The organism is Pseudomonas sp. FG-3G (assembly GCF_901007645.1).
GTDB classification, from domain to species: Bacteria; Pseudomonadota; Gammaproteobacteria; order Pseudomonadales; family Pseudomonadaceae; genus Aquipseudomonas; species Aquipseudomonas rhizophila.
The window spans coordinates 63084-83925 of record NZ_CAAKGZ010000026.1; the positions used below are offsets into that span (position 1 = coordinate 63084).

Sequence of the window (20842 nt, forward strand, 5' to 3'; positions counted from 1 at the left end):
CTAACCCTACGGAGCGGAACCACAATGCCAAACCAACTGGTCATCAAAGGTCAACTTTTTCCATCCCAGACGGAAGCGGAGCGCTTTTTTTATGCCATGCGTGACAAAAATCTCGTTGAGGGTGGAGATATTCAAGACTCCACAGAATTTGGTCTGCTCGAAGACCTGTACGTCCGGTATTGCAAAGCGACCAACTGGCCAACGCCAGGACAGCCTGTTGCCTTTTACGCGCGCAATATAGCGCGTGGGGTTGGCGCCCACGGTGGCACTACGCAGGGCTTTGTCGTGAAATTCAGTGATGGTAGCGAGCAGGAACTTTCCGTAAAGAAAGCCGTTAAGGCTGTGGCAACGTAGTTGTTGCTAACTATCCAACTTGAAAAGAATGCCATGAAAAAATTCCTAGTGCTTGACAAATCCTTCCTTCAGGGCGTTTCGAAGAGACGAATTGATGAGCTGGATAACTCATACAGACTTCTAATGCCTGAAGAGATGCTGTATGAATTATCCAAAGGCGTTCCTGAGGATAGAGCAAAATGGTTTTATAGACTGCCATCGACAGTCAGGCCATTTGAGCTATCCCGAAATCACGGTTATTTACTTCGCTACGAGAAAGAAAATCTCCGTAGCTGTGGACTGCCCAGTCTACATGTACGAACTATTGATCACGCAGCGACGGAAAACTACCGCAACCCAGAATTCATCGTCCCAACTGAGCTGTCCGCCCTAAGAGACAACAGAAAAAGCCAAGTGGACGAGGATGTAAACTATCTCTTCTTACTGACTAGAAATATCGACAAGATACTACCCGAAACTAGAGACATCCATCCAAAAGACAGAAAACAAGTACAGGAGAACCTCGAAGAAAAAATAGCAAGCGACGAAGTTTTCTTGAAAGGCGCTGTCAATACAATCATGTCTCCCCCCCAGCCGGATAGTAGCGAAGTTGATAAGTCATGGATTAGCTATCGCTGGCTACAGGTAAATCTTTTATTCGCGCTAGATTTTTGGACTCGTTACACTCAGGAAATTGACCTTACTACTGAATCAAAACAGCTAGAGCGATTTAGACACGACGCGTTAGATGCTGGCTACCTAATCGTAGGAATTCAAGAAGGAGCGTTTGCAACGAAAGAAAAAAAACTTATCCGGTGGTGGAATAAAATCTTTCCCGAGGGAGACCTCATTCAGGATTAATTAGCGTTGGTTTTTATCAGCGTCTGAGGTTGTGTGGCAAAGTTCTCTTCGCGGCATGCAGTCATGAACGCACATGACCTTAGAACTCCATTGCCCTCTCTGCCAAGTTTATAGGAAAAAATGAATTTTCCTGAAACACACTGGCATAGGGACATGGCAAATCCGGAATCCATGCGGGCAGCTGATGCCTCGACGATTTTTGTGTTCAAGCACGACAGGCTACCAATCCATGACGTACGCACTGATAGACAATGCCACACTCACAGCCGTCCAGCGCGCCACCGGAGCGGTAGCAGTCAAGACCAGCGACACGATCAACGGGGATCTGTGCGCTTTGGAGAACTTTCTGCAAGGCAATCTCTTCTACGATGATCTTCTCTGCATAGACAACTACAAGCCTGAGCATAGAGACAGTCGGAAACAGCAATTTCCTTACCTCCGTTTCTTGGCGCCTACCGAATTTGGTCTTGAGGAGGTTGATTCGGTCGCGCAAAAGGAAGCGGCATCAATCCGTCCCGAAATCCGGGGTGGAGAATTTGTGGATGATGACTTCAGCGCCCTGTTGGAGCAATTAAAAATGAACATGGTGTGCACCTGGGATCAAGCCTCCAGCGTGTATTACCTGACAATGAGGATGTTGGGCTACCGTGGCTCTGAGGAATACAGCAAGTACAGCGCTTTAAGTGCAGCTATCTTCGCAGAGTTGAGTGATGCAGGCGAAACGCGCGGGCGCTGGTCGAAGGACGTCAAGCTTGTAAGCTCGGATGGTCATGTGTTCAGCAAGTCAGAGTTCTCAGAAAGCAGCCGGGGCGACTATGGTGGCCCCACAAGGCAGTTGGAGATGTTCGTAGCCTCCCTAAATTGGCTTGCCTATAAATCCATTTATTACTCGACTGCCGCCAAACACTTGAAAGCTGACTCATTCATCCACCCCATCCGGCACGCTTATCAGGTGCACTGGATGAAAAAAGTCGGCGCCTTTGGCCATGATTTCACCGCCCGACTCCTGGCCAACCTGGCGGACAAGACAAGAACGAGCATTTCGGAAATCCAATCACACGGAGCAACCCAAACTGTTGCATTGGATCTGCCCTTGTTCTCGGCGTGGCTGACTCAATCTACTGGTAGCGTCTCCAATGCCATTGAGGCTGCCAGGCAGCTACGCGACGAAAGCCATTTCGTGACCATGCGCGAAACGCTCAAAGCCATTCGCGTTGCATTCGACGAGCAGGGTATTGCGAGCGGCAACAAGCGCATTACGAAGCTCATGGACGACGTCGACAAGATTTGCGGCGACCTTAGGCGCAGCTACGGTGTAAGGTCTACTCAGGGCATTCAGGGGAGCTTCCTCATTAAAACGGCAAGCTCGGTCACCAGCCTATTCGGGGTCTCACTACCTGACCGCGATTTCGCTCTCTCGACACCTGAGTTCATGAAATCTGAATCGACCAAAGCCTTCACAACCGTCGTGAAGGACATAACCAAGGAGCTCACCTCAATGGAGCGCCTGGGGGGATTGCGAGATCTGATGGCCAAGTCTTTCAGGATTGAGGGCGAAGATCACGGTGGCCCCAAGGTTCAGGAACCGAGGTTCCGTTACGTAAAGTCCGGATGGCAAAAACCGATGTGAAGTCTGTCCGCGTTCTTGTGGATAGCGGATCCCTGCCGGGTTTTTTGCGTCCTAATTTTTGGTAGGCATCGCTAGGTATCCGGGCGTCCCAAGCAACCGCACAATTCTCTTTCATTGTGCTTTGGTGAGAATCCAAGGCACCACCTGGCAGGTTGAATGGGCGGGTCGTGCGGGGCCCTTGGGGACTGAGGGATATGTACAAGCATTGTACTTTTGATGATTGGCAGAGATGTCCATCGATCAAAAGAAAAATGGACAATGGGCAAAAAAATTTAACCTACTGATTTATATTGGATTTTTACGTCCATTTCTAGCGTTAGCTCACACGTAAAGCAATTCGACAAGACCATCGTCTCGATCCCCACCTGGCGCCTGATGTCCGAGTCGTTCAAGAACTGGCGCGGCATGCAGCAATCCGGCGGGCGGCGGATCAAGCGCAGCCTGTTCATCGACGCCGGCGGCGTGCGGTTTTTGCAGGACGAGGAAGAAGAGCGCCTGACCCAGGTTCATCTGCTGACCGATTACATCAGCCGCAAACAGGCCGAACTCAAGGCCTGGAACGAAGCCCAGGGCAACGTCGCGGCGATGTCGGCCAACCGCCGGCGCATGACCAACCTGGGCACCTTCCGCGCCTACGCCTTGGCGTATCTGAAAAGCCACCCGGACATCCAGCCAAACATGACCTGCATGGTCCGCCAGATGCAGACCACGGCCCAGGGCATCCCGCTGGAAATCTACTGCTTCACCCGCACCACTGCGTGGGCCGACTATGAGCGTATCCAGGGGGATATTTTTGATTACCTGCTGGCGGTGATGCCGGAGTTCGGCTTGAACCTGTATCAACAGCCCAGTGGCATGGATCTGCGTTCGGGGCTGTTGCCCGCGGCATTGGGGGCCAGTCCTCTGCCGGAGCCGCAGAAGCAGGTGGTTTGACCTTCAAGTCGCAGAGATCCCCTGTGGGAGCGAGCCTGCTCGCGAAAGCGCAGTGTCAGACAACAGATACAGCGACTGATACGACGCCTTCGCGAGCAGGCTCGCTCCCACAGGGGTTCAGTGTGCAGGCAGCGGCTGGCGTACCCCCAACCGACTGATCCACACCGCCGCCAATATCACCGACCCACCCAGCAGCAACCGCCCCAGCGCCTCGTGCTGGTTCCAGATCAGCAGGTTCACCAGCAGCCCCACCGGCACATGCAGGTTGTTCATCACCGCCAGCGTGCCGCCGTTGACCATGCACGCGCCTTTGTTCCACCAGTAAAGCCCCAAAGCGGTGGAGACCAGGCCGAGGAATATCAGTACGCCCCATTGCAGCGGTGCTTCTGGCCAGAAATCCGCCTTGCCGAACATCAGGAAGGCCGGCAACGCCACCGCCAGTGCGCCGAGGTAGAAGTAGCCGAAACGCCGGTAGTGCGGCAGGTCGCTGGGATGGCGAGCGACGAGATGTTTGTACAGCACCTGCCCGGCCGCATAGGTGAAGTTGGCCAGTTGCAGCAGCAAAAAGCCCATGAAGAAATCCGGGTTGATCCGGTCGTAACGAATCACCGCCGCGCCAGCCACTGCCACCAGCGCCGCGATCAAGGCCCAGGGATTGAAGCGACGATTGAGCGCGTCTTCGATCAAGGTCACGTGCAGCGGCGTCAGGATGGTGAAAAGCAGGACCTCGGGCACCGTCAGCACACGAAAGCTCAAGTACAGGCACACGTAGGTCACGCCGAACTGCAAGGCGCCGATCAACAGCATGCCGCGCATGAACGACGGTTCCACCTGACGCCAGCGGGTCAGCGGAATGAACACCAGCCCCGCCAGCACAACCCGCACCAGCACCGCGAAGTAACTGTCGACATGCCCGGCCAGGTATTCGCCAATCAGACTGAAGGAAAACGCCTGAATCAGCGTGACAAAAAGTAGATAGCCCATACGCCCCTCGTTTCGGATGGCGGCGAAGATAGCGGTTTTTGCCGGTTGTCGCTAACCGCAGTAGCCAGCCCAGGCACTGAACCCTGTGGGAGCGAGCCTGCTCGCGATGGCGGAGTGTCAGGTGATTTCTCTTACACAGTCACACTGCAATCGCGAGCAGGCTCGCTCCCACAGGGTTGTGTGGCTGGCCTGGAATTGCAGGCAAAAAAAAGCCCGATCTCGCTAAAGCGTTCAATCGGGCGACTGCACTCAGGAGCAACAAGTGCCAAGGGAGGTTCGATGCGCAAAACAGCTTGAAGGGAGCGCCAGGCCACTAGACCACCTGGCGATTACCTGAGGATTAACGGATCAGGCGACCTGGGACAGCTTGGCGTTGGCCTGATTCAAGCCCTTCTCCTGGAAATCACCTCCCAGGTTCATGCCCTCGGCATGGATGAAGGTCACGTCGTGGATGCCGATGAAGGCCATGACCTGACGCAGGTAGGGTTCCTGATGGTCGGAGCTGGCGCCGGCATGAATGCCGCCGCGAGCGGTCAGGACGAAGGCACGTTTGCCGGTCAGCAGGCCCTGGGGACCGGTGGGGGTGTACTTGAAGGTCACACCGGCACGCAGTACGTGGTCCAGCCAGGCTTTCAAGGTACTCGGGATGGCGAAGTTGTACATCGGCGCAGCCATCACCAGCACGTCAGCGGCCAGCAATTCATCGGTCAACTGGTTGGAGCGTTCCAGGGAAGCGTTTTCGATGTCGTTGCGCTGCTCGACGGGCTTCATCCAGCCCCCCAGCAGATTGGCGTCCAGGTGTGGTACCGGATGGATGGCCAGGTCACGAACACTGATTTCATCGGCCGGGTGCGCAGCTTTCCATTGGTTGATGAAGGTCTGGGTCAGTTGACGGGAAACCGAGTCTTGCTGGCGGGCACTGCTTTCGATGATCAGAACGCGGGACATGGGTTGTAGCCTCCATCGGAGAATGTTGTCAGTCGATGGAGTGAAGCTTAAACATGGCTACATCGATCAAAAAGCGCAAATAATTGCTGCAAAACATCGATAAATTCGTTTATAAGCGGAGCAAGGATTGGCTCGCTCCTGTGTCACCGACTTATTTCGGCTGGCAGGTCAGTGTGATGCGCAGCTTGATGATGTTGCGGTTGAACTTGGCGGTGGCGTTCTTGAACTTGCCGGCGGCGACTTCGATCTTGCGGGTACGTGGTGCTTCAGGGCCGTTGCGAAACACCACAGTGCAGGCCGCGTCGGTGCCGCCGTAGTTGTTGACCTGAATGGAGCCGATGTCGGCGTCGGTGTCATAGGCGGTGTAGTCGATGCTCAGGCCGTTGAGGTGTTTTTCCACATCGATCGGGTACGCGAACGCAGTCAGCGGCAACAGGGCCAGCACCACACAACAGATTTTTTTCATTAGGCAGTCTCCACCAAGGGACCGCCAGCTTAGGACAAGAGGAGCTCAATATGAAAGCGCCCCGCGTGACCCTGGATCAATGGCGAACCTTGCAAGCGGTGGTCGACCACGGCGGCTTCGCCCAGGCCGCCGAGGTGCTGCACCGCTCCCAGTCGTCGGTGAGTTACACCGTGGCCCGCATGCAGGACCAGCTCGGCGTGCCGTTGCTGCGTATCGATGGGCGCAAGGCCGTGTTGACCGAAGCCGGCGGCGTATTGCTGCGTCGTTCCCGTCAATTGGTGAAACAGGCCAGCCAACTGGAAGACTTGGCCCATCACATGGAGCAAGGCTGGGAAGCGGAAGTGCGGCTGGTGGTCGATGCCGCCTATCCCAACGCCCGCCTCGTACGTGCCTTGACCGCGTTCATGCCGCAAAGCCGTGGCTGTCGCGTGCGCCTGCGCGAAGAAGTGCTATCGGGTGTCGAGGAAGTGCTGCTCGAAGGCGTGGCGGACCTGGCCATCAGCGGCTTCAGCATTCCCGGTTACCTGGGCGCCGAACTGAGCGATGTTGAATTCGTCGCGGTGGCCCATCCCGAACACGCCCTGCATCGCCTCAACCGCGAACTGAACTTCCAGGACCTGGAAAGCCAATTGCAGGTGGTGATCCGCGACTCCGGTCGCCAGCAACCCCGCGACGTCGGGTGGCTGGGTGCCGAGCAACGCTGGACCGTCGGCAGCCTGGCCACCGCCGCGACGTTCGTCGGCAGCGGCCTGGGCTTCGCCTGGCTGCCGCGGCACATGATCGAGCGGGAACTCAAGGAGGGCTTGCTCAAGCGTCTACCCTTGGAACAAGGCGGCACTCGCAACTCCACCTTCTATCTTTTTTCCAACAAGGAAAAACCCTTGGGCCCGGCCACGCAAATCCTCATCGAACTGCTGCGCACCTTCGACACCGCGCCGCTGGATGCGCCGTTCGCCGCCCCTGAACAAGCCTGACAAGGATTTTGCCAATGGCCTATTTCGCCCACGAAGATTGCAACCTGCACTACGAGGAATATGGCCACGGCGCGCCCTTGATTCTGGTCCACGGGCTGGGCTCGAGCACCCGCGACTGGGAAAAACAGATCCCGGTATTGTCCGCCCACTACCGTTTGATCGTAGTGGACGTGCGCGGCCATGGACGTTCCGACAAACCTCGCGGGCCTTACAGCATCGAAGGTTTCAGCGCCGACCTGATCGCCCTGTTCGAACACCTGGACCTGGGCCCGGTGCATCTGGTGGGCTGGTCCATGGGCGGCATGATTTGTTTTCAACTGGCCGTGGATGAGCCAGGGCGGGTCAAGAGCCTGTGCATCGTCAACAGCGCGCCGCAAGTCAAAGTCCGCACGCCTGATGACTGCTGGCAATGGTTCAAGCGCTGGAGCCTGATGCGCCTTCTGAGCCTTGAAACCATTGGCAAGGCCCTGGGCGCCAAGTTGTTCCCCAAACCGCAACAGACCGAGTTACGCCTGGAAATGGCCCGGCGCTGGGCAAAAAACGACAAACGTGCTTATCTCGCCAGCTTCGATGCCATTGTGGGTTGGGGGGTTCAGGAACGACTGTCGCAGGTGGCCTGTCCAACCCTCGTCATTTGCGCCGACCACGACTACACCCCCGTGGCCTTGAAAGAGGCCTATGTGAAACTGCTGCCCGATGCCCGGCTGGTGGTCATTGCCGACTCACGGCACGCGACCCCGCTGGATCAACCCGAGCGCTTCAACCAAACCCTGCTCGAATTTTTGACCGCAATCGACTCAACTACTCAGGATCACTGAACCCATGCTGAAAAAAATCGCCCTCGCCGCCGGCTCCGTCCTGTTTGCCGCCAACCTGATGGCCGCACAGCCGACCACGGCGCCCCACGTATTGCTGGACACCACCAACGGTCAGATCGAAATCGAGCTGGATCCGGTCAAGGCGCCGATCAGTACCAAGAACTTCCTTGAGTACGTGGACAGCGGCTTCTACAACAACACGATTTTCCACCGCGTGATCCCGGGCTTCATGGCCCAGGGCGGCGGTTTCACCCAACAGATGCAACAGAAAGACACCAAGGCACCGATCAAGAACGAAGCCAGCAATGGCCTGCATAACGTTCGTGGCACCTTGTCGATGGCGCGTACTTCCAACCCGAACTCGGCCACCAGCCAGTTCTTCATCAACGTGGCCGACAATGCGTTCCTCGACCCGGGCCGTGACGCCGGTTACGCGGTGTTCGCCAAAGTGGTCAAGGGCATGGACGTGGTGGACATCATCGTCAACTCCCAGACCACCACCAAACAAGGCATGCAAAACGTGCCGATCGATCCTGTGATCATCAAGTCGGCCAAGCGCATCGACTAAACAGCACAGGGCAAGCCTGAGCGGCGGCGGCGATCCCGCGCCGCTCACAGGAAAAAAGGAGAGCCCGGCCCGGGCTATGTACCCATGGTTTATCGCCGTTTCGAAACACTGATCGACATTTTCCGCGACGCCCCTACCTCGGCACCACCGAACCGCGTCCTGCCCTTCTACACCTATTATCTGAAACAAGTCTGGCCCAGCTTCGCCGTGCTGCTGGTGGTGGGCCTGATCGGCGCACTGATCGAGGTGGCGCTGTTCAGCTACCTGAGCCGCATCATCGACCTGACCCAGGGCACGCCGAACGTGGACTTCTTCAAGCTCCACGGCCTGGAGCTGGCGTGGATGGCGGTGGTGGCGCTGGTTTTCCGGCCGATCTTCGTGGCCTTGCATGACCTGCTGGTGCACCAGACCTTGAGCCCCGGCATGACCAGCCTGATCCGCTGGCAAAACCATAGCTACGTGCTCAAGCAGAGCCTGAACTTTTTCCAGAACGACTTCGCCGGACGCATCGCCCAGCGCATCATGCAGACCGGCAACTCCTTGCGCGACTCAGCGGTGCAGGCCGTGGACGCGCTGTGGCACGTGCTGATCTACGCCATCAGCTCACTGGTGCTGTTTGCCGAAGCCGACTGGCGCCTGATGATCCCGCTGCTGATCTGGATCGCCGCCTACATCGGTGCACTCTGCTACTTCGTGCCGCGGGTCAAGGAGCGCTCCGTCGTATCGTCCGATGCCCGCTCCAAACTCATGGGCCGGATCGTCGACGGCTACACCAACATCACCACGCTGAAGCTGTTCGCCCACACCAACTTCGAACAGCAATACGCCCGCGAAGCCATCCAGGAGCAGACCGAGAAAGCCCAATTGGCCGGCCGCGTGGTCACCAGCATGGACGTGGTCATCACCAGCATGAACGGGCTGCTGATCGTCGGCACCACGGCGCTGGCCCTGTGGCTCTGGACCCAGTCGCTGATCAGCGTGGGCGCGATTGCCCTGGCGACCGGGTTGGTGATCCGTATCGTCAACATGTCCGGCTGGATCATGTGGGTGGTCAATGGCATCTTCGAAAACATCGGCATGGTCCAGGACGGTTTGCAGACCATCGCCCAGCCAGTCAGCGTTACCGACCGCGACCAGGCCAAGCCTTTGGCGGTGGCCCGTGGCGAAGTGCGCTTCGAGCATGTGGATTTCCACTACGGCAAGAAAAGCGGGGTGATCGGCGACCTCAACCTGGTGATCAAGCCGGGGGAAAAGATCGGCCTGATCGGCCCGTCCGGTGCGGGCAAATCCACGCTGGTGAACCTGCTGCTGCGTCTGTATGACGTGCAAGGCGGGCGCATTCTGATCGACGGGCAGGACATCGCAGAAGTGGGCCAGGAAAGCCTGCGCGAGCGCATCGGCATGATCACCCAGGACACGTCGCTGCTGCACCGTTCCATTCGCGACAACCTGCTCTACGGCAAACCCGACGCCACCGATGCGCAACTCTGGGCGGCGGTGCACAAGGCCCGGGCCGATGAGTTCATCCCGCTGCTGTCGGACGCTGAAGGCCGCAGCGGTTTTGATGCCCATGTGGGTGAACGCGGAGTGAAGCTGTCCGGCGGCCAGCGTCAGCGTATTGCCATCGCACGGGTGCTGCTCAAGGATGCGCCGATCCTGATTATGGACGAAGCGACGTCAGCACTTGACTCGGAAGTCGAAGCGGCGATCCAGGAAAGCCTCGAGACCCTGATGCAAGGCAAGACCGTGATCGCCATCGCCCACCGCCTCTCCACCATCGCGCGAATGGACCGGCTGGTGGTGCTGGAAAACGGCCGCATCGCCGAGACCGGCAGCCATGCCGAACTGCTGGCCCATGGCGGGTTGTATGCGCGGCTGTGGCAGCATCAGACGGGTGGGTTTGTGGGGATTGATTGAATCAACCAGGCTCCACCTAACCCGTGGCGAGGGAGCTTGCTCCTGGCCACAGGACCGGGTTTAAACCGCAAGGTCAGTGCAGTAAGACCTTTCTGAAAAATTCTGTCCAGGATCGATTTGACCCACACCGCAACCGCATACTCCCCACCGTCCAAGGCCGAAACCGCCACAGTCCATGACTCTGGCGGTTTTTTAATGCCGCTGGATTTGTCGCAACGTTCTGCTGTACTCAGCCCAGGTTCTGGAGATGAACCTGTCGTAACTCTGCTGGATGCATAACCGATTATCACGACTGTTCTATCAAGGATGCTTATGTCTTTACTCAAACGATCAACGACTGAGTTGTTGGGTACGTTCTGGCTGGTGTTGGGCGGCTGTGGCAGCGCTGTATTGGCCGCTTCCGGGATTGGCGTGCTGGGGGTTGCCCTGGCATTCGGCCTGACGGTGTTGACCATGGCGTTCGCCATCGGCCATATCTCAGGTTGCCACCTGAACCCGGCCGTGTCGGTGGGCTTGTACGTGGGCGGGCGGTTTCCGGCCAAGGAACTGCCTGCCTACATCATTGCCCAGCTCATTGGTGGGGTGCTCGCCGCCGCGTTGATCTACTTCATCGCCAGCGGCAAGGAAGGCTTCGACCTGGCCGCTTCCGGCCTGGCAGCGAACGGTTACGGCGAACATTCGCCCGGTCAGTACTCCATGGTGGCCGGCTTTGTGACGGAGCTGGTCATGACGGCAATGTTCATTCTGATCATCCTCGGCGCCACCGACAAACGTGCGCCAGCCGGCCTGGCACCGATTGCCATCGGCCTGGCCCTGACGCTCATTCACCTGATCTCGATCCCGGTCACCAACACCTCCGTCAACCCGGCCCGCAGTACCGGTCCGGCACTGATCGTCGGCGGCTGGGCCATCGAGCAATTGTGGCTGTTCTGGGTGGCACCGTTGCTCGGCGCCATCGTTGGCGGTGTTGCTTACCGCTGGCTGGGCAAGGAAAACAGCTGAGTCACGCCGGCGAAGATCAGCACTGTCGATAAGGCAGTGCGGTCTTCGCCTCTTCGGCATACGCCAACACGCCCTCCTGCTCCCGGACCAGAAAGTCTGCAACCGCCGCCTTCAGGCCAGGATGGCGCAAGTAGTGCCAGGAACGGGTGATCACCGGCTCGAAACCACGAATCAGTTTGTGCTCGCCCTGGGCACCGGCATCGAAACGCTGCAAGCCGTGGGCAATGGCGTAATCCATGCCCTGATAAAAACAGGTCTCGAAGTGCAAACGGTCGAATTCCGCCAGGCAACCCCAGTAACGCCCATAAAAACTGTCACCGCCCACCAGGCTGAACGCCATCGCCACCAGCCGTGAACCTTGCTTGGCCAACACCACGCGAATGGCCTCGGGCATGCGCTCGGCCAGCAGACTGAAAAACGTCCGGGTCAGGTACGGCGCTTGCCGACGCACCGCGTAAGTATTGGCGTAACAGGCGTAGACAAAATCCCACTGGGCCTGGTCCAGTTGATGACCTTCCAGCCATTGGAAATCGATGCCCTGCCCCGCCACTTGCTCACGTTCCTTGCGCATCTGCTTGCGTTTGCGGGAACTGAGCGCGTCGAGAAAATCCTGAAAGTCCCGATAACCGCGATTGCGCCAGTGGTACTGGCAACCAATCCGCTGCAGCCAGCCCTCCTGCCCGGCCAGCGCTGCGTCGGTAAAGGCATCGGTGAAGTTGATGTGGGCACTGGAGAGCGATTCGATTTCCAGATAACCCGGCAGGCTGGCAAGCAACTCCAACCCGTCTTCCCCACTTGCCGCCAGCAGTCGTGGGCCACTGACCGGGCTGAACGGCACCGCCGTCAACAGCTTGGGGTAATAGTCGATCCCGGCCCGGGCGCAGGCGTCGGCCCAGGCGTGATCGAACACGTATTCGCCGTAGGAATGCCACTTGCGATAACTGGGCAGAGCCGCCAGCACACGCCCGTCTTCAATATGCAGCAGATGCTCGGCCTGCCAACCGGATTGCGGGCCCAGGCTGCCACTGTCTTGCAGGGCCGTGAGGAAAGCGTGGCGCAGGAAAGGTTGATTGACGGGCACCAGTGCGTCCCACTCTTGCGGCGCGATGGCGGACAGGCTGTCCAGAACGTGTAGCGGCATGCGGCTCCCCGATATCCAGAATGCGGATGGGGCGAGTATCGCCGATCCTGAGCGGACGGACGTAAAAAAAACCCCGCCAGAGGCGGGGTTCAAAGGAGCTATAACGGATGAAACATGAAGCGTTGAATCAAATCAGCACGACTTAGAACACGTACTGGGCGCGCATGACAAAACCGTCACCATCGTCGTCGCCGTTGGCATTGGTCACGTTGTCGGCCTTGGCCTTGACGTAGGCAGCGGAGATTTTCACCGCTTCGTTGGCGTACCAGTTCACACCCAGGTTGTGCACCTTGGCTTCGGCATCGCCCACGTCACGGGTCGCGGAGGCAGTGGTGATGTTGTCGTCTTCGACGGTCATGCTGTCGTAGCGATAGAACACTTCCCAGGCGCCGATGGACTTGTTGGCGGGCTTGATCGCGTCGAACTTGCCGATCTTATAGCCGCGGGATTCACCGGTGAGGGTGTAGGCACCCTGGACATAAAAGCCGTGACCTTTGATGTCTTCGAAGGCGTCGCTGTCAGCCTTGGTTTTACGCGAAATGTATTCACCTTGGATCGACGCAGGCCCCATGGCGAAAGCGGCTTCCAGGCCGAACGCCGTGTCGGTGTCGTACGAACCGGCCGGCGAGTTGTTCGCGCCACCCAGCAACGGACGGTTGCCGTTAGGGCCGGCATCGTTGCCACCCAGCGTTTCGACGCCACGCATGCCCAGGCGGGAACGATAACGTGCATCGAATACGGTGTCGGAGACGTCACGGGAGGCGACGTTCACACCGAAGTGCAGGACGTTGCCGGAGTCATGCATCGGCGCGAATACGAAGCGACCGTTGACCTGCTTGACGCTGTCGCCGTCGGTGTCGTTGTTGTCCTTGGCGAATACGCCAGCGGAGGCATAGAACGAATCGGCGAAGGTGCTGGACGCTTGCAGACCCAGACCGTTCTGGTGGCCGTTGGCCCAGTCGATCAGATCGTAAGCGGCGTTACGCTCCGGCGCGGTCACCCACTTGGAACTGGTGGCTTTTTCCAGGCCGAAATCCGGGTCGAAACGACCGAATTTGATCGAGACCGGCTTGAAGCCGTTGTAGGCCATGGACGCTTCGTCAAAGTAACCGTCGTCTGAACTGCCGGCGTTATGCGAGAAGTCGTAGCTGATGGTGTAGGCCCAGTCCGTGTACAGCACGCCGGACAGTTCCAGGAAAGCGCGACGAAAGTAAGCGGCGTCGGCCGAATTGCCATTATCGGTGTAGAGACCGTCAAACTGGCTGTAGTCAGCCTGCAAACGACCGCCAAGCTTGAAGCTGAACTCTTTGTCGGTGGTAGCGACCTCAAGGCCGCCCTTGGTTTTGACCACGATATCGGCGCCATCGGTGGTGACGGTGCCGGCGAAAGCCTGGGCGGTTACTGCCATTGCCAGTGCGCTGGCGGCAACACCTGCGAAGTGCTTACGGATCATCGAAGAATTCCCCTGTTGGTAGTCTATGCCGTTAGAAAACACGCGGAACTGAGCCCGCTGGTGTTGGAGGGGATCTTGGCGATGGGTTGTGTCAGCGCAGTTGCTGTCAGATAAAGATTTTATGACAGGGGAACTTTTTACTTCGAAAGGGAATAACCGATGCACCAATACCAGTGGGAGCGAGCCTGCTCGCGATAGCGGTCAATCAGCCGGCATTGATGTCGAATGAAACAATGCCATCGCGAGCAGGCTCGCTCCCACAGGGGCGTAGGGGTGTCTGGGACTCAGCGAATATTTTTACGGCGCTCGGCCGCGAGTTTTTCAGCCAACTGATCCAGGTCGGGAACCGGCGATTCAGGCAGCTTTCTGAGCGTGGCCTGCATCAGGCGCATCTGGCGAATGAAACGCCGGCACGTGGCACAGAACATCAGGTGATGGCGCACCATAAGGCGCTCATGAAAACTCAGTTGGCCGTCGAGAAAATCGCTGGAGCGCGCCACTTGTTCCTTGCAGGTCAGCATTCGCCGGTTTCCTCGAAATGTTCCACGGTCGCAAAGACCTTCAGCCGTGCCCGATGCAACAGCACACGTACGTTGGAGAGCGAGATGTCCAGAAGATTACAGATGTCTTCCAGTTCCAGGCCCTGACGTTCGCGCAGGGTCAAGACACTGCTTTGCAGTTGCGACAGACTGAGCAGCGTGTGCTCGAGGCATTCGCGCAGCTCACTCATCGTGAGCAGCGCCTCCGGTGTGTCCTGATGCCAGGCGAACGGTGCCAGCAGCCAATGGCCATCCGCGGCGAAACGATCATCGCCCAGGGTCCCGTGGGGCGACGGCAGATCATCGAGCAACACCTCCCGACGGTTCTGCTTGTAGCGGCCCTTGGCGGCGTTGGCGGTGATGGTCAGCAGCCAGGTCTTGAGACTGGAGCGGCCCTGGAAGCCATTGAGGTTGCGCACCACTGACAACCAGGCGTCCTGCACCACTTCATCGGCATGCCGACTGCCCACGATGGCGTAGGCCACGGCGCGCATCGGGCTCTGGTAGGTGCTGACCAGCTCTTTGAAGGCCTGCTGCTCACCGGCCAGGAGGCGTTGGAGCAGTTGTGTGTCGTCGGTGACGGTCATTCAACGCCCATTGCTGAATAGATTGCGGCTGTGGCGAGGGGGCTGATGTGGGAGCAAGGCTTGCCCGCGATGCGGTCCTTCATAAACCGAGCTGCCTGTTTCGCGAGCAAGCTTTGCTCCCACATGACCTTGCTCCCACAAAAAATTCGTCGCCGCCAGAGGATCAATGCTTACGCAGAATCACGCTGCCAATCGAATAGCCGGCGCCGAACGAGCTGAGTACGGCGACCGAACCGCTGGGCAAATCATCCTGGTAGGAGTGGAACGCAATCACCGAACCCGCCGAGCTGGTGTTGGCGTAGCGGTCGAGGATCACCGGCGCTTCTTCTTCGGTGGCTTCGCGACCCAGCAGCTTGCGCACGATCAGGTGGTTCATGCTCAGGTTGGCCTGGTGCAGCCAGAAACGCTTCACTTCACCGACGCTCAGCTGATTTTCTTCCAGGTGCACGCCAATCAGTTCGGCCACCATCGGGCAGACATCGCGGAAGACTTTACGACCTTCCTGGACAAACAGCTTGTCACGACTGCCGATCCCCTCTTCCCCGGCGCGGTTGAGGAAGCCGAAGTTGTTGCGGATGTTGTTGGAGAATTTGGTGAGCAGCTTGGTGCTGACCACGTCGAACTGATACGGCGAGGTCGCCAGGTCCGCCCGTTCGATGATCACCGCGGTGGCCGCGTCGCCGAAGATGAAGTGGCTGTCGCGGTCGCGGAAATTCAGGTGGCCGGTGCACACCTCAGGGTTGACCATCAGGATCGCCCGGGCCTGGCCCAGTTGTACGCTGTTGGCCGCGGCCTGGATGCCGAACGTCGCCGAGGAACAGGCCACGTTGATGTCGTAACCAAAACCTTCGATGCCCAGCGCTTCCTGGACTTCAATGGCGATGGCCGGGTACGGACGCTGCAGATTGGAACAGGCGACGATCACGCCATCGATGTCGGCGGCGGTGCGGCCGGCGCGTTCCAGGGCCTGTTTCGCCGCGCCGACAGCCATTTCACACAGCACCGACCACTCGTCGTTGGAGCGCTCGGGCAGGCGCGGGGTCATGCGTTGCGGGTCGAGGATGCCATCCTTGTCCATGACAAAGCGGCTCTTGATGCCGGAGGCTTTTTCGATGAACGCCGCGCTGGATTCGGTCAACGCCTCGACTTCCCCCCGCTCGATGGCTTGGGCATTGTCGGCGTTGAATTGCGCGACGTAGGTATTGAAAGACTGCACCAGCTCTTCATTGGAGATGCTGTTGGCCGGGGTGTACAGGCCGGTGCCGCTGATGACGACGTTATGCATGGTCGTGTCTCTGATCTGTTCAGGCAGAAAGCGTTGGCACCGACGTACCAACACACAAGGGGTCTTTTCCCATCCAGGGGAAGCAGACCTGGCAGCGCTTTATTCCGATCCGCCCGTGATCATCGACGCTAAAAACCACGGGACCGGCATTTATAGGCGCGAAGTTTGCCATAAACGCTGGCGTTTGGCCCATTCTCAGTGAATTACAAAACCAAACCCTGTGGGAGCGAGCCTGCTCGCGATAGCGCTGGATCAGCCAGCATCAATGTTGACTGACCCACCGCTATCGCGAGCAGGCTCGCTCCCACAGGTCTTGCGCCGGGGTCAGGGCTCCACCTGCCCCCACTGCTTGCTCAAGCGCTTATCCGAAATCGGCACCTTGGTGCCCAGTTGCTGGGCGAACAGCGACACCCGGTACTCTTCCAGCCACCAGCGGTACAGCTCCAGTTGCGGGTCGCGCTTGCCTTCCTGGGCGTGTTTGCTGGCGCGGGTCTGGTACTGGACCCAGAGGTTCGACAGTTCACCGCTCCAGACCCGGTCCTTCTGCACCTGGCTGCCGAGTTTCTCCAAGCGCTGCTCGATGGCCTTGAGGTAGCGTGGCAGCTCCTTGAGCCACTGATGCGGGGTTTCGCGCACAAATCCCGGGTACACCAGATGGCTGAGTTGCTGCTTGATGTCGTTCAGGGCCACGGCCTGGGCCAGGTCGATCTTGCCCTTGAAGCGTTTTTGCAGGCCGTGCCAGAGTTTGAGGATCTCCAGGGTCAGCTTCGCCAGGCGTTCGGCGTGTTCGGTCCAGCCGCCGCGTTTGCGCTCGGCCAGAGATGCCAGTGCGGCGCCATCACGGGGCAGGCTCGCCTCGCCTTCCAGCACGCAGCTGTCGAGACTGACCAGCAGGATGTCTTCCACCAGGCTGTCGATGCGTCCCAGTTCGCGGTACAGCAGGCCAAGTTCCGTCAACCCGGGCAGTTTGCCGCGCAGGAACTTGGCCGACTCTGCCAATTGCTGCATCAGCAACCGCTGCAAGGCGCGACGGTGCTGGAACTCGGCTTCAGCCGGGGTCGGGAAGCGGCCTTCCTTGACCACACCGCCCTCTTCCACCAGCGCCGGGTACACCGTCATCGACAGCCCGGCGATCTTCTGTTGGGTTTTCTCGGCCACCGGGGCGAAGATTTTCGCTTCCACCGGCGCCTGGCTTTTCGCCGTGTGCGGCACGGCCAAGGCGGCCTGGCTGGCTTCGGCAAAGCGTGCCGTCAACTCGGCCAGGTCGCGGCCTTCGCCGAGAAACTTGCCCTGGCCATCGACGATTTCCAGATTCATGCGCAGATGGCTTTCCACCTGCTGCGCAGCTTCCGTCCAGGCTTCGTCGCTAACCCGCGCGCCGGTCATGCGCAGTAGCTCGCGGCCCAGGGATTGCGGCAACGAGCCCTCGGCAAAGGTGATGCGTTGCAGCGCGGCCTTGACGAAATCCGGCACGGGCACGAAGTTTTTGCGCAGGGCCTTGGGCAGGTTGCGCACCAGGGCGATGCACTTGGCTTCGATCATCCCGGGCACCAGCCATTCCAGACGCTCCGGCGGCAACATGGGCAGCAGCGGTGCCGGCACGCGCAAGGTCACGCCGTCGCGGGGATGGTTGGGTTCGAAATGGTAGCTCAGCGGCAAGGTCAGCTCACCGACGCGCAACGTGTCGGGGTAGTACGCGGCAGTGACTTCACTGGCCTCGCGGGCCAGCACGTCTTCTTCGCGCATGATCAGCAGTTGCGGGTCTTTCTGGCTGTTGATCCGGTACCAGCTGTCGAAGGTCGCGGTCTGGTGGATCTCGGCCGGCAAGCGCGCATCGTAGAAGGCGAACAGGGTTTCCTCGTCCGCCAGGATGTCGCGACGGCGGGCCTTGGCTTCCAGTTCGTCGAGTTGCTCCAGCAGTTGGGTATTGGCACTCAGGCACTTGGCCCGGGACTGGATCTCGCCGCGCACCAGCGCCTCGCGGATGAACAGTTCCCGCGACACCACCGGGTCCACCGGCCCGTAATGCACCGGCCGGCGACCGACCACGATCAGCCCGAACAGGGTGATCTGCTCATACGCCACCACCTGCCCGCGCTTTTTCTCCCAATGGGGTTCGAAGTGGTTTTTCTTGATCAGGTGCCCGGCCAGCGGTTCGATCCAGTCCGGTTCGATCTTGGCCACCATGCGCGCGTAGAGCTTGGTGGTTTCCACCAGTTCGGCGGTCATCAGCCATTGCGGACGCTTCTTGCCCAAGCCTGACGAGGGGTGAACCCAGAACCGTCGTTGACGGGCACCGAGGTAGTCGCCGTCTTCGGTTTTCTGGCCGATCTGGCTCAGCAGGCCGGAAAGCACCGCCTTGTGCAGCTTCGGGAAATCGGCCGGCTCTTTATTGAGGCTCAACTGCATGTCCCGACAGATCAAGCTCAGCTGGCGATGGGAATCGCGCCACTCGCGCAGGCGCAGGTAGTTGAGGAAATTCTTGCGGCACCAGTTGCGCAGCGGGCTGGCGGTCAGGGCCTGGCGCTGCTCTTCGAAACCGCGCCACAGATTGACCAGCCCGGCGAAGTCCGAGTCGGGGTCTTTCCACTGGGCGTGGGCCTGGTCAGCCGCCTGCTGACGCTCCGGTGGACGCTCGCGCGGGTCCTGGATCGACATGGCGCTGGCGACGATCAGCACTTCCTGCAAGCTGCCCAGTTTCGCCGCCTCCAGCAGCATACGGCCCATGCGCGGGTCCACCGGCAAGCGCGCCAACTGGCGGCCCAGCGGGGTCAACTGACTGTTGCGGTCCACCGCCGACAGCTCTTGCAGCAAGTTGAAGCCGTCGCTGATGGCCTTGCCGTCCGGCGGTTCGATGAACGGGAAATCGGTAATCTCCCCCAGGCGCAGGTGCAACATCTGCAGGATGACCGCCGCCAGGTTGGTGCGCAGGATCTCGGGGTCGGTGAATTCCGGCCGGCCGAGGAAATCCTCCTCGCTGTACAACCGCACGCAGATCCCCGGCTCGACCCGCCCGCAGCGGCCCTTGCGCTGATTGGCGCTGGCTTGGGAAATGGCTTCGATGGGCAGGCGCTGGACCTTGGCGCGATAGCTGTAGCGACTGATGCGCGCGGTGCCGCTGTCAATCACGTAGCGGATGCCCGGCACGGTCAGCGACGTTTCAGCGACGTTGGTCGCCAGCACCACGCGACGGCCCGGGTGGGACTGGAAGATTCGCTGCTGTTCGGCCGGTGACAATCGCGCATACAACGGCAGGATTTCGGTGTGCTTGAGCTGGGCCTTGCGCAGCATTTCCGCCGCGTCGCGAATCTCCCGCTCGCCCGGCAGGAACACCAGCACGTCACCGGGGCTGCGGCGTTCGCTACGCTCATAGGCAGCGATTTCATCGAGGGTGGCGAGGATCGCCTGGTCGACGGTCAAGTCGTCCTCGACGCGGTTGCCCTCCTCGTCCTGCTCCAGGGTCAACGGGCGATACCAGGTGTCCACCGGGAAGGTGCGACCCGAGACTTCCACGATCGGCGCGTCATCGAAGTGCTTGGAAAAACGCTCCAGGTCGATGGTCGCCGAGGTGATGATGACTTTGAGGTCCGGGCGACGCGGCAGCAGGGTCTTGAGGTAGCCGAGCAAAAAATCGATGTTCAGGCTGCGCTCGTGGGCTTCGTCGACGATGATCGTGTCGTAGCGTTCCAGGTAACGGTCGTTCTGGGTTTCGGCTAGCAGGATGCCGTCGGTCATCAACTTGATCAGGGTGTTGGCGTCGCTCTGGTCTTCGAACCGCACCTGGTAACCCACCAGCGCCCCCAGCGGCGTGGCCAGCTCCTCGGCGACCCGGCTTGCCACGCTGCGCGCGGCGATCCGGCGCGGCTGGGTATGGCCGATCAAACCGTGCTGGCCGCGACCGATTTCCAGGCAGATTTTCGGCAGTTGCGTGGTTTTGCCCGAGCCGGTTTCGCCGGCGATGATCAGCACCTGGTGCTTGAGCAGTGCGTCCTTGATTTCGTCGCGCTTGGCGGCGATCGGCAAGCTGTCGTCGTAACGAATCACCGGCAGGCTGGCCTTGCGCGCCAACACCTGATCACACGACGCCTGCATGCGCGTCACCCACTGGGCCAGCTTGGCCTCGTCGGGTTTCTTGCGCAGCTCGAGCAACTGACGCCGCAACCGGTGACGGTCGGCGAGCATGGCGTGGTCGAGGTTTTTCAGCAGCTTGTCGATAGCGGGGGCTTGGTCAGTCATCAGGTACGCAAGGGTCGTCGGTTTGTGCAGGGGGCCGATTGTCGCAGATTTGCGCAGGCTGCGCCGACCCATGGCAGCCTGCCCGCTGTTCCCTTGTGGGAGCGAGCCTGCTCGCGATAGCGGTGGGTCAGTCGACATTAATGCTGGCTGATCCACCGCCATCGCGA

17 protein-coding genes and 1 pseudogene are annotated in these 20842 nt (G+C 59.4%); 9 read left to right on the forward strand and 9 right to left on the reverse strand.

What is annotated here, in order from left to right; genetic code table 11:
• Nucleotides 1-24: 24 nt before the first annotated feature.
• The 4 genes and pseudogenes from PSEUDOMOFG3G_RS19305 to PSEUDOMOFG3G_RS19320 all read left to right on the forward strand — a co-directional run.
• Complete coding sequence (locus PSEUDOMOFG3G_RS19305) at nt 25-354, forward strand: hypothetical protein (RefSeq protein WP_139050895.1); 330 nt, start codon at nt 25-27, stop codon at nt 352-354.
• A gap of 33 nt (nt 355-387) precedes the next feature.
• Nucleotides 388-1194 carry a hypothetical protein gene (locus PSEUDOMOFG3G_RS19310; RefSeq protein WP_139050896.1) on the forward strand — a complete coding sequence of 269 codons (807 nt, stop codon included), beginning with the start codon at nt 388-390 and terminating at the stop codon, nt 1192-1194.
• A 229-nt stretch (nt 1195-1423) separates the two neighbouring features.
• A complete protein-coding gene (locus PSEUDOMOFG3G_RS19315; protein WP_139050897.1) occupies nt 1424-2824 on the forward strand; it encodes a hypothetical protein in 1401 nt (466 codons plus the stop codon).
• Nucleotides 2825-3151: 327 nt separating this feature from the next.
• Nucleotides 3152-3757: pseudogene (locus PSEUDOMOFG3G_RS19320) on the forward strand (mechanosensitive ion channel family protein); the annotation flags it as partial.
• Between the two features lie 117 nt (nt 3758-3874).
• Here PSEUDOMOFG3G_RS19320 and PSEUDOMOFG3G_RS19325 read toward each other — a convergent pair.
• The 3 genes from PSEUDOMOFG3G_RS19325 to PSEUDOMOFG3G_RS19335 all read right to left on the reverse strand — a co-directional run bounded on the left by PSEUDOMOFG3G_RS19325 (nt 3875) and on the right by PSEUDOMOFG3G_RS19335 (nt 6155).
• Entirely contained in the window at nt 3875-4741 is an 867-nt protein-coding gene (locus tag PSEUDOMOFG3G_RS19325; RefSeq protein ID WP_139050898.1) for a carboxylate/amino acid/amine transporter, read from the reverse strand.
• Nucleotides 4742-5089: 348 nt separating this feature from the next.
• Nucleotides 5090-5689, reverse strand: a complete 600-nt coding sequence (locus tag PSEUDOMOFG3G_RS19330; protein WP_047227915.1) for an FMN-dependent NADH-azoreductase — start codon at nt 5687-5689, stop codon at nt 5090-5092.
• A gap of 151 nt (nt 5690-5840) precedes the next feature.
• Entirely contained in the window at nt 5841-6155 is a 315-nt protein-coding gene (locus PSEUDOMOFG3G_RS19335; protein WP_047227916.1) for a hypothetical protein, read from the reverse strand.
• Between the two features lie 50 nt (nt 6156-6205).
• On the opposite strand from PSEUDOMOFG3G_RS19335, the gene PSEUDOMOFG3G_RS19340 reads away from it, so the two are divergent.
• From PSEUDOMOFG3G_RS19340 to aqpZ, 5 genes are all read left to right on the forward strand, one after another.
• On the forward strand, nt 6206-7129 hold the full coding sequence (locus tag PSEUDOMOFG3G_RS19340) for a LysR family transcriptional regulator (protein ID WP_107322098.1): 924 nt from the start codon (nt 6206-6208) through the stop codon (nt 7127-7129).
• A gap of 14 nt (nt 7130-7143) precedes the next feature.
• Nucleotides 7144-7947 carry an alpha/beta fold hydrolase gene (locus PSEUDOMOFG3G_RS19345; protein WP_047227918.1) on the forward strand — a complete coding sequence of 268 codons (804 nt, stop codon included), beginning with the start codon at nt 7144-7146 and terminating at the stop codon, nt 7945-7947.
• Between the two features lie 4 nt (nt 7948-7951).
• A complete protein-coding gene (locus tag PSEUDOMOFG3G_RS19350) occupies nt 7952-8515 on the forward strand; it encodes a peptidylprolyl isomerase (protein ID WP_047227919.1) in 564 nt (187 codons plus the stop codon).
• 84 nt (nt 8516-8599) lie between these two features.
• Nucleotides 8600-10432 (forward strand): ABC transporter ATP-binding protein, encoded by a 1833-nt coding sequence (locus PSEUDOMOFG3G_RS19355; RefSeq protein WP_076385916.1) that lies wholly within the window; start codon nt 8600-8602, stop codon nt 10430-10432.
• A gap of 312 nt (nt 10433-10744) precedes the next feature.
• A complete protein-coding gene (aqpZ, locus tag PSEUDOMOFG3G_RS19360) occupies nt 10745-11434 on the forward strand; it encodes an aquaporin Z (RefSeq protein ID WP_047227921.1) in 690 nt (229 codons plus the stop codon).
• Nucleotides 11435-11450: 16 nt separating this feature from the next.
• On the opposite strand, the gene PSEUDOMOFG3G_RS19365 is transcribed toward aqpZ, so the two are convergent.
• From PSEUDOMOFG3G_RS19365 to hrpA, 6 genes are all read right to left on the reverse strand, one after another.
• Nucleotides 11451-12575, reverse strand: a complete 1125-nt coding sequence (locus tag PSEUDOMOFG3G_RS19365) for a GNAT family N-acetyltransferase (RefSeq protein WP_139050899.1) — start codon at nt 12573-12575, stop codon at nt 11451-11453.
• A 142-nt stretch (nt 12576-12717) separates the two neighbouring features.
• A complete protein-coding gene (locus PSEUDOMOFG3G_RS19370) occupies nt 12718-14028 on the reverse strand; it encodes an OprO/OprP family phosphate-selective porin (protein ID WP_139050900.1) in 1311 nt (436 codons plus the stop codon).
• Between the two features lie 284 nt (nt 14029-14312).
• Nucleotides 14313-14549, reverse strand: coding sequence for an anti-sigma factor (locus PSEUDOMOFG3G_RS19375; RefSeq protein WP_139050901.1), 237 nt, complete (start codon nt 14547-14549; stop codon nt 14313-14315).
• Nucleotides 14543-15154: an RNA polymerase sigma factor gene (locus PSEUDOMOFG3G_RS19380; protein ID WP_047227925.1), complete on the reverse strand. Its 612-nt coding sequence runs from the start codon at nt 15152-15154 to the stop codon at nt 14543-14545. The genes PSEUDOMOFG3G_RS19375 and PSEUDOMOFG3G_RS19380 overlap by 7 nt, the downstream gene beginning before the upstream one ends.
• A gap of 163 nt (nt 15155-15317) precedes the next feature.
• Nucleotides 15318-16439, reverse strand: a complete 1122-nt coding sequence (locus tag PSEUDOMOFG3G_RS19385; RefSeq protein WP_047227926.1) for a beta-ketoacyl-ACP synthase III — start codon at nt 16437-16439, stop codon at nt 15318-15320.
• Nucleotides 16440-16763: 324 nt separating this feature from the next.
• Nucleotides 16764-20675: an ATP-dependent RNA helicase HrpA gene (hrpA, locus tag PSEUDOMOFG3G_RS19390; protein ID WP_139050902.1), complete on the reverse strand. Its 3912-nt coding sequence runs from the start codon at nt 20673-20675 to the stop codon at nt 16764-16766.
• Nucleotides 20676-20842: the final 167 nt, after the last annotated feature.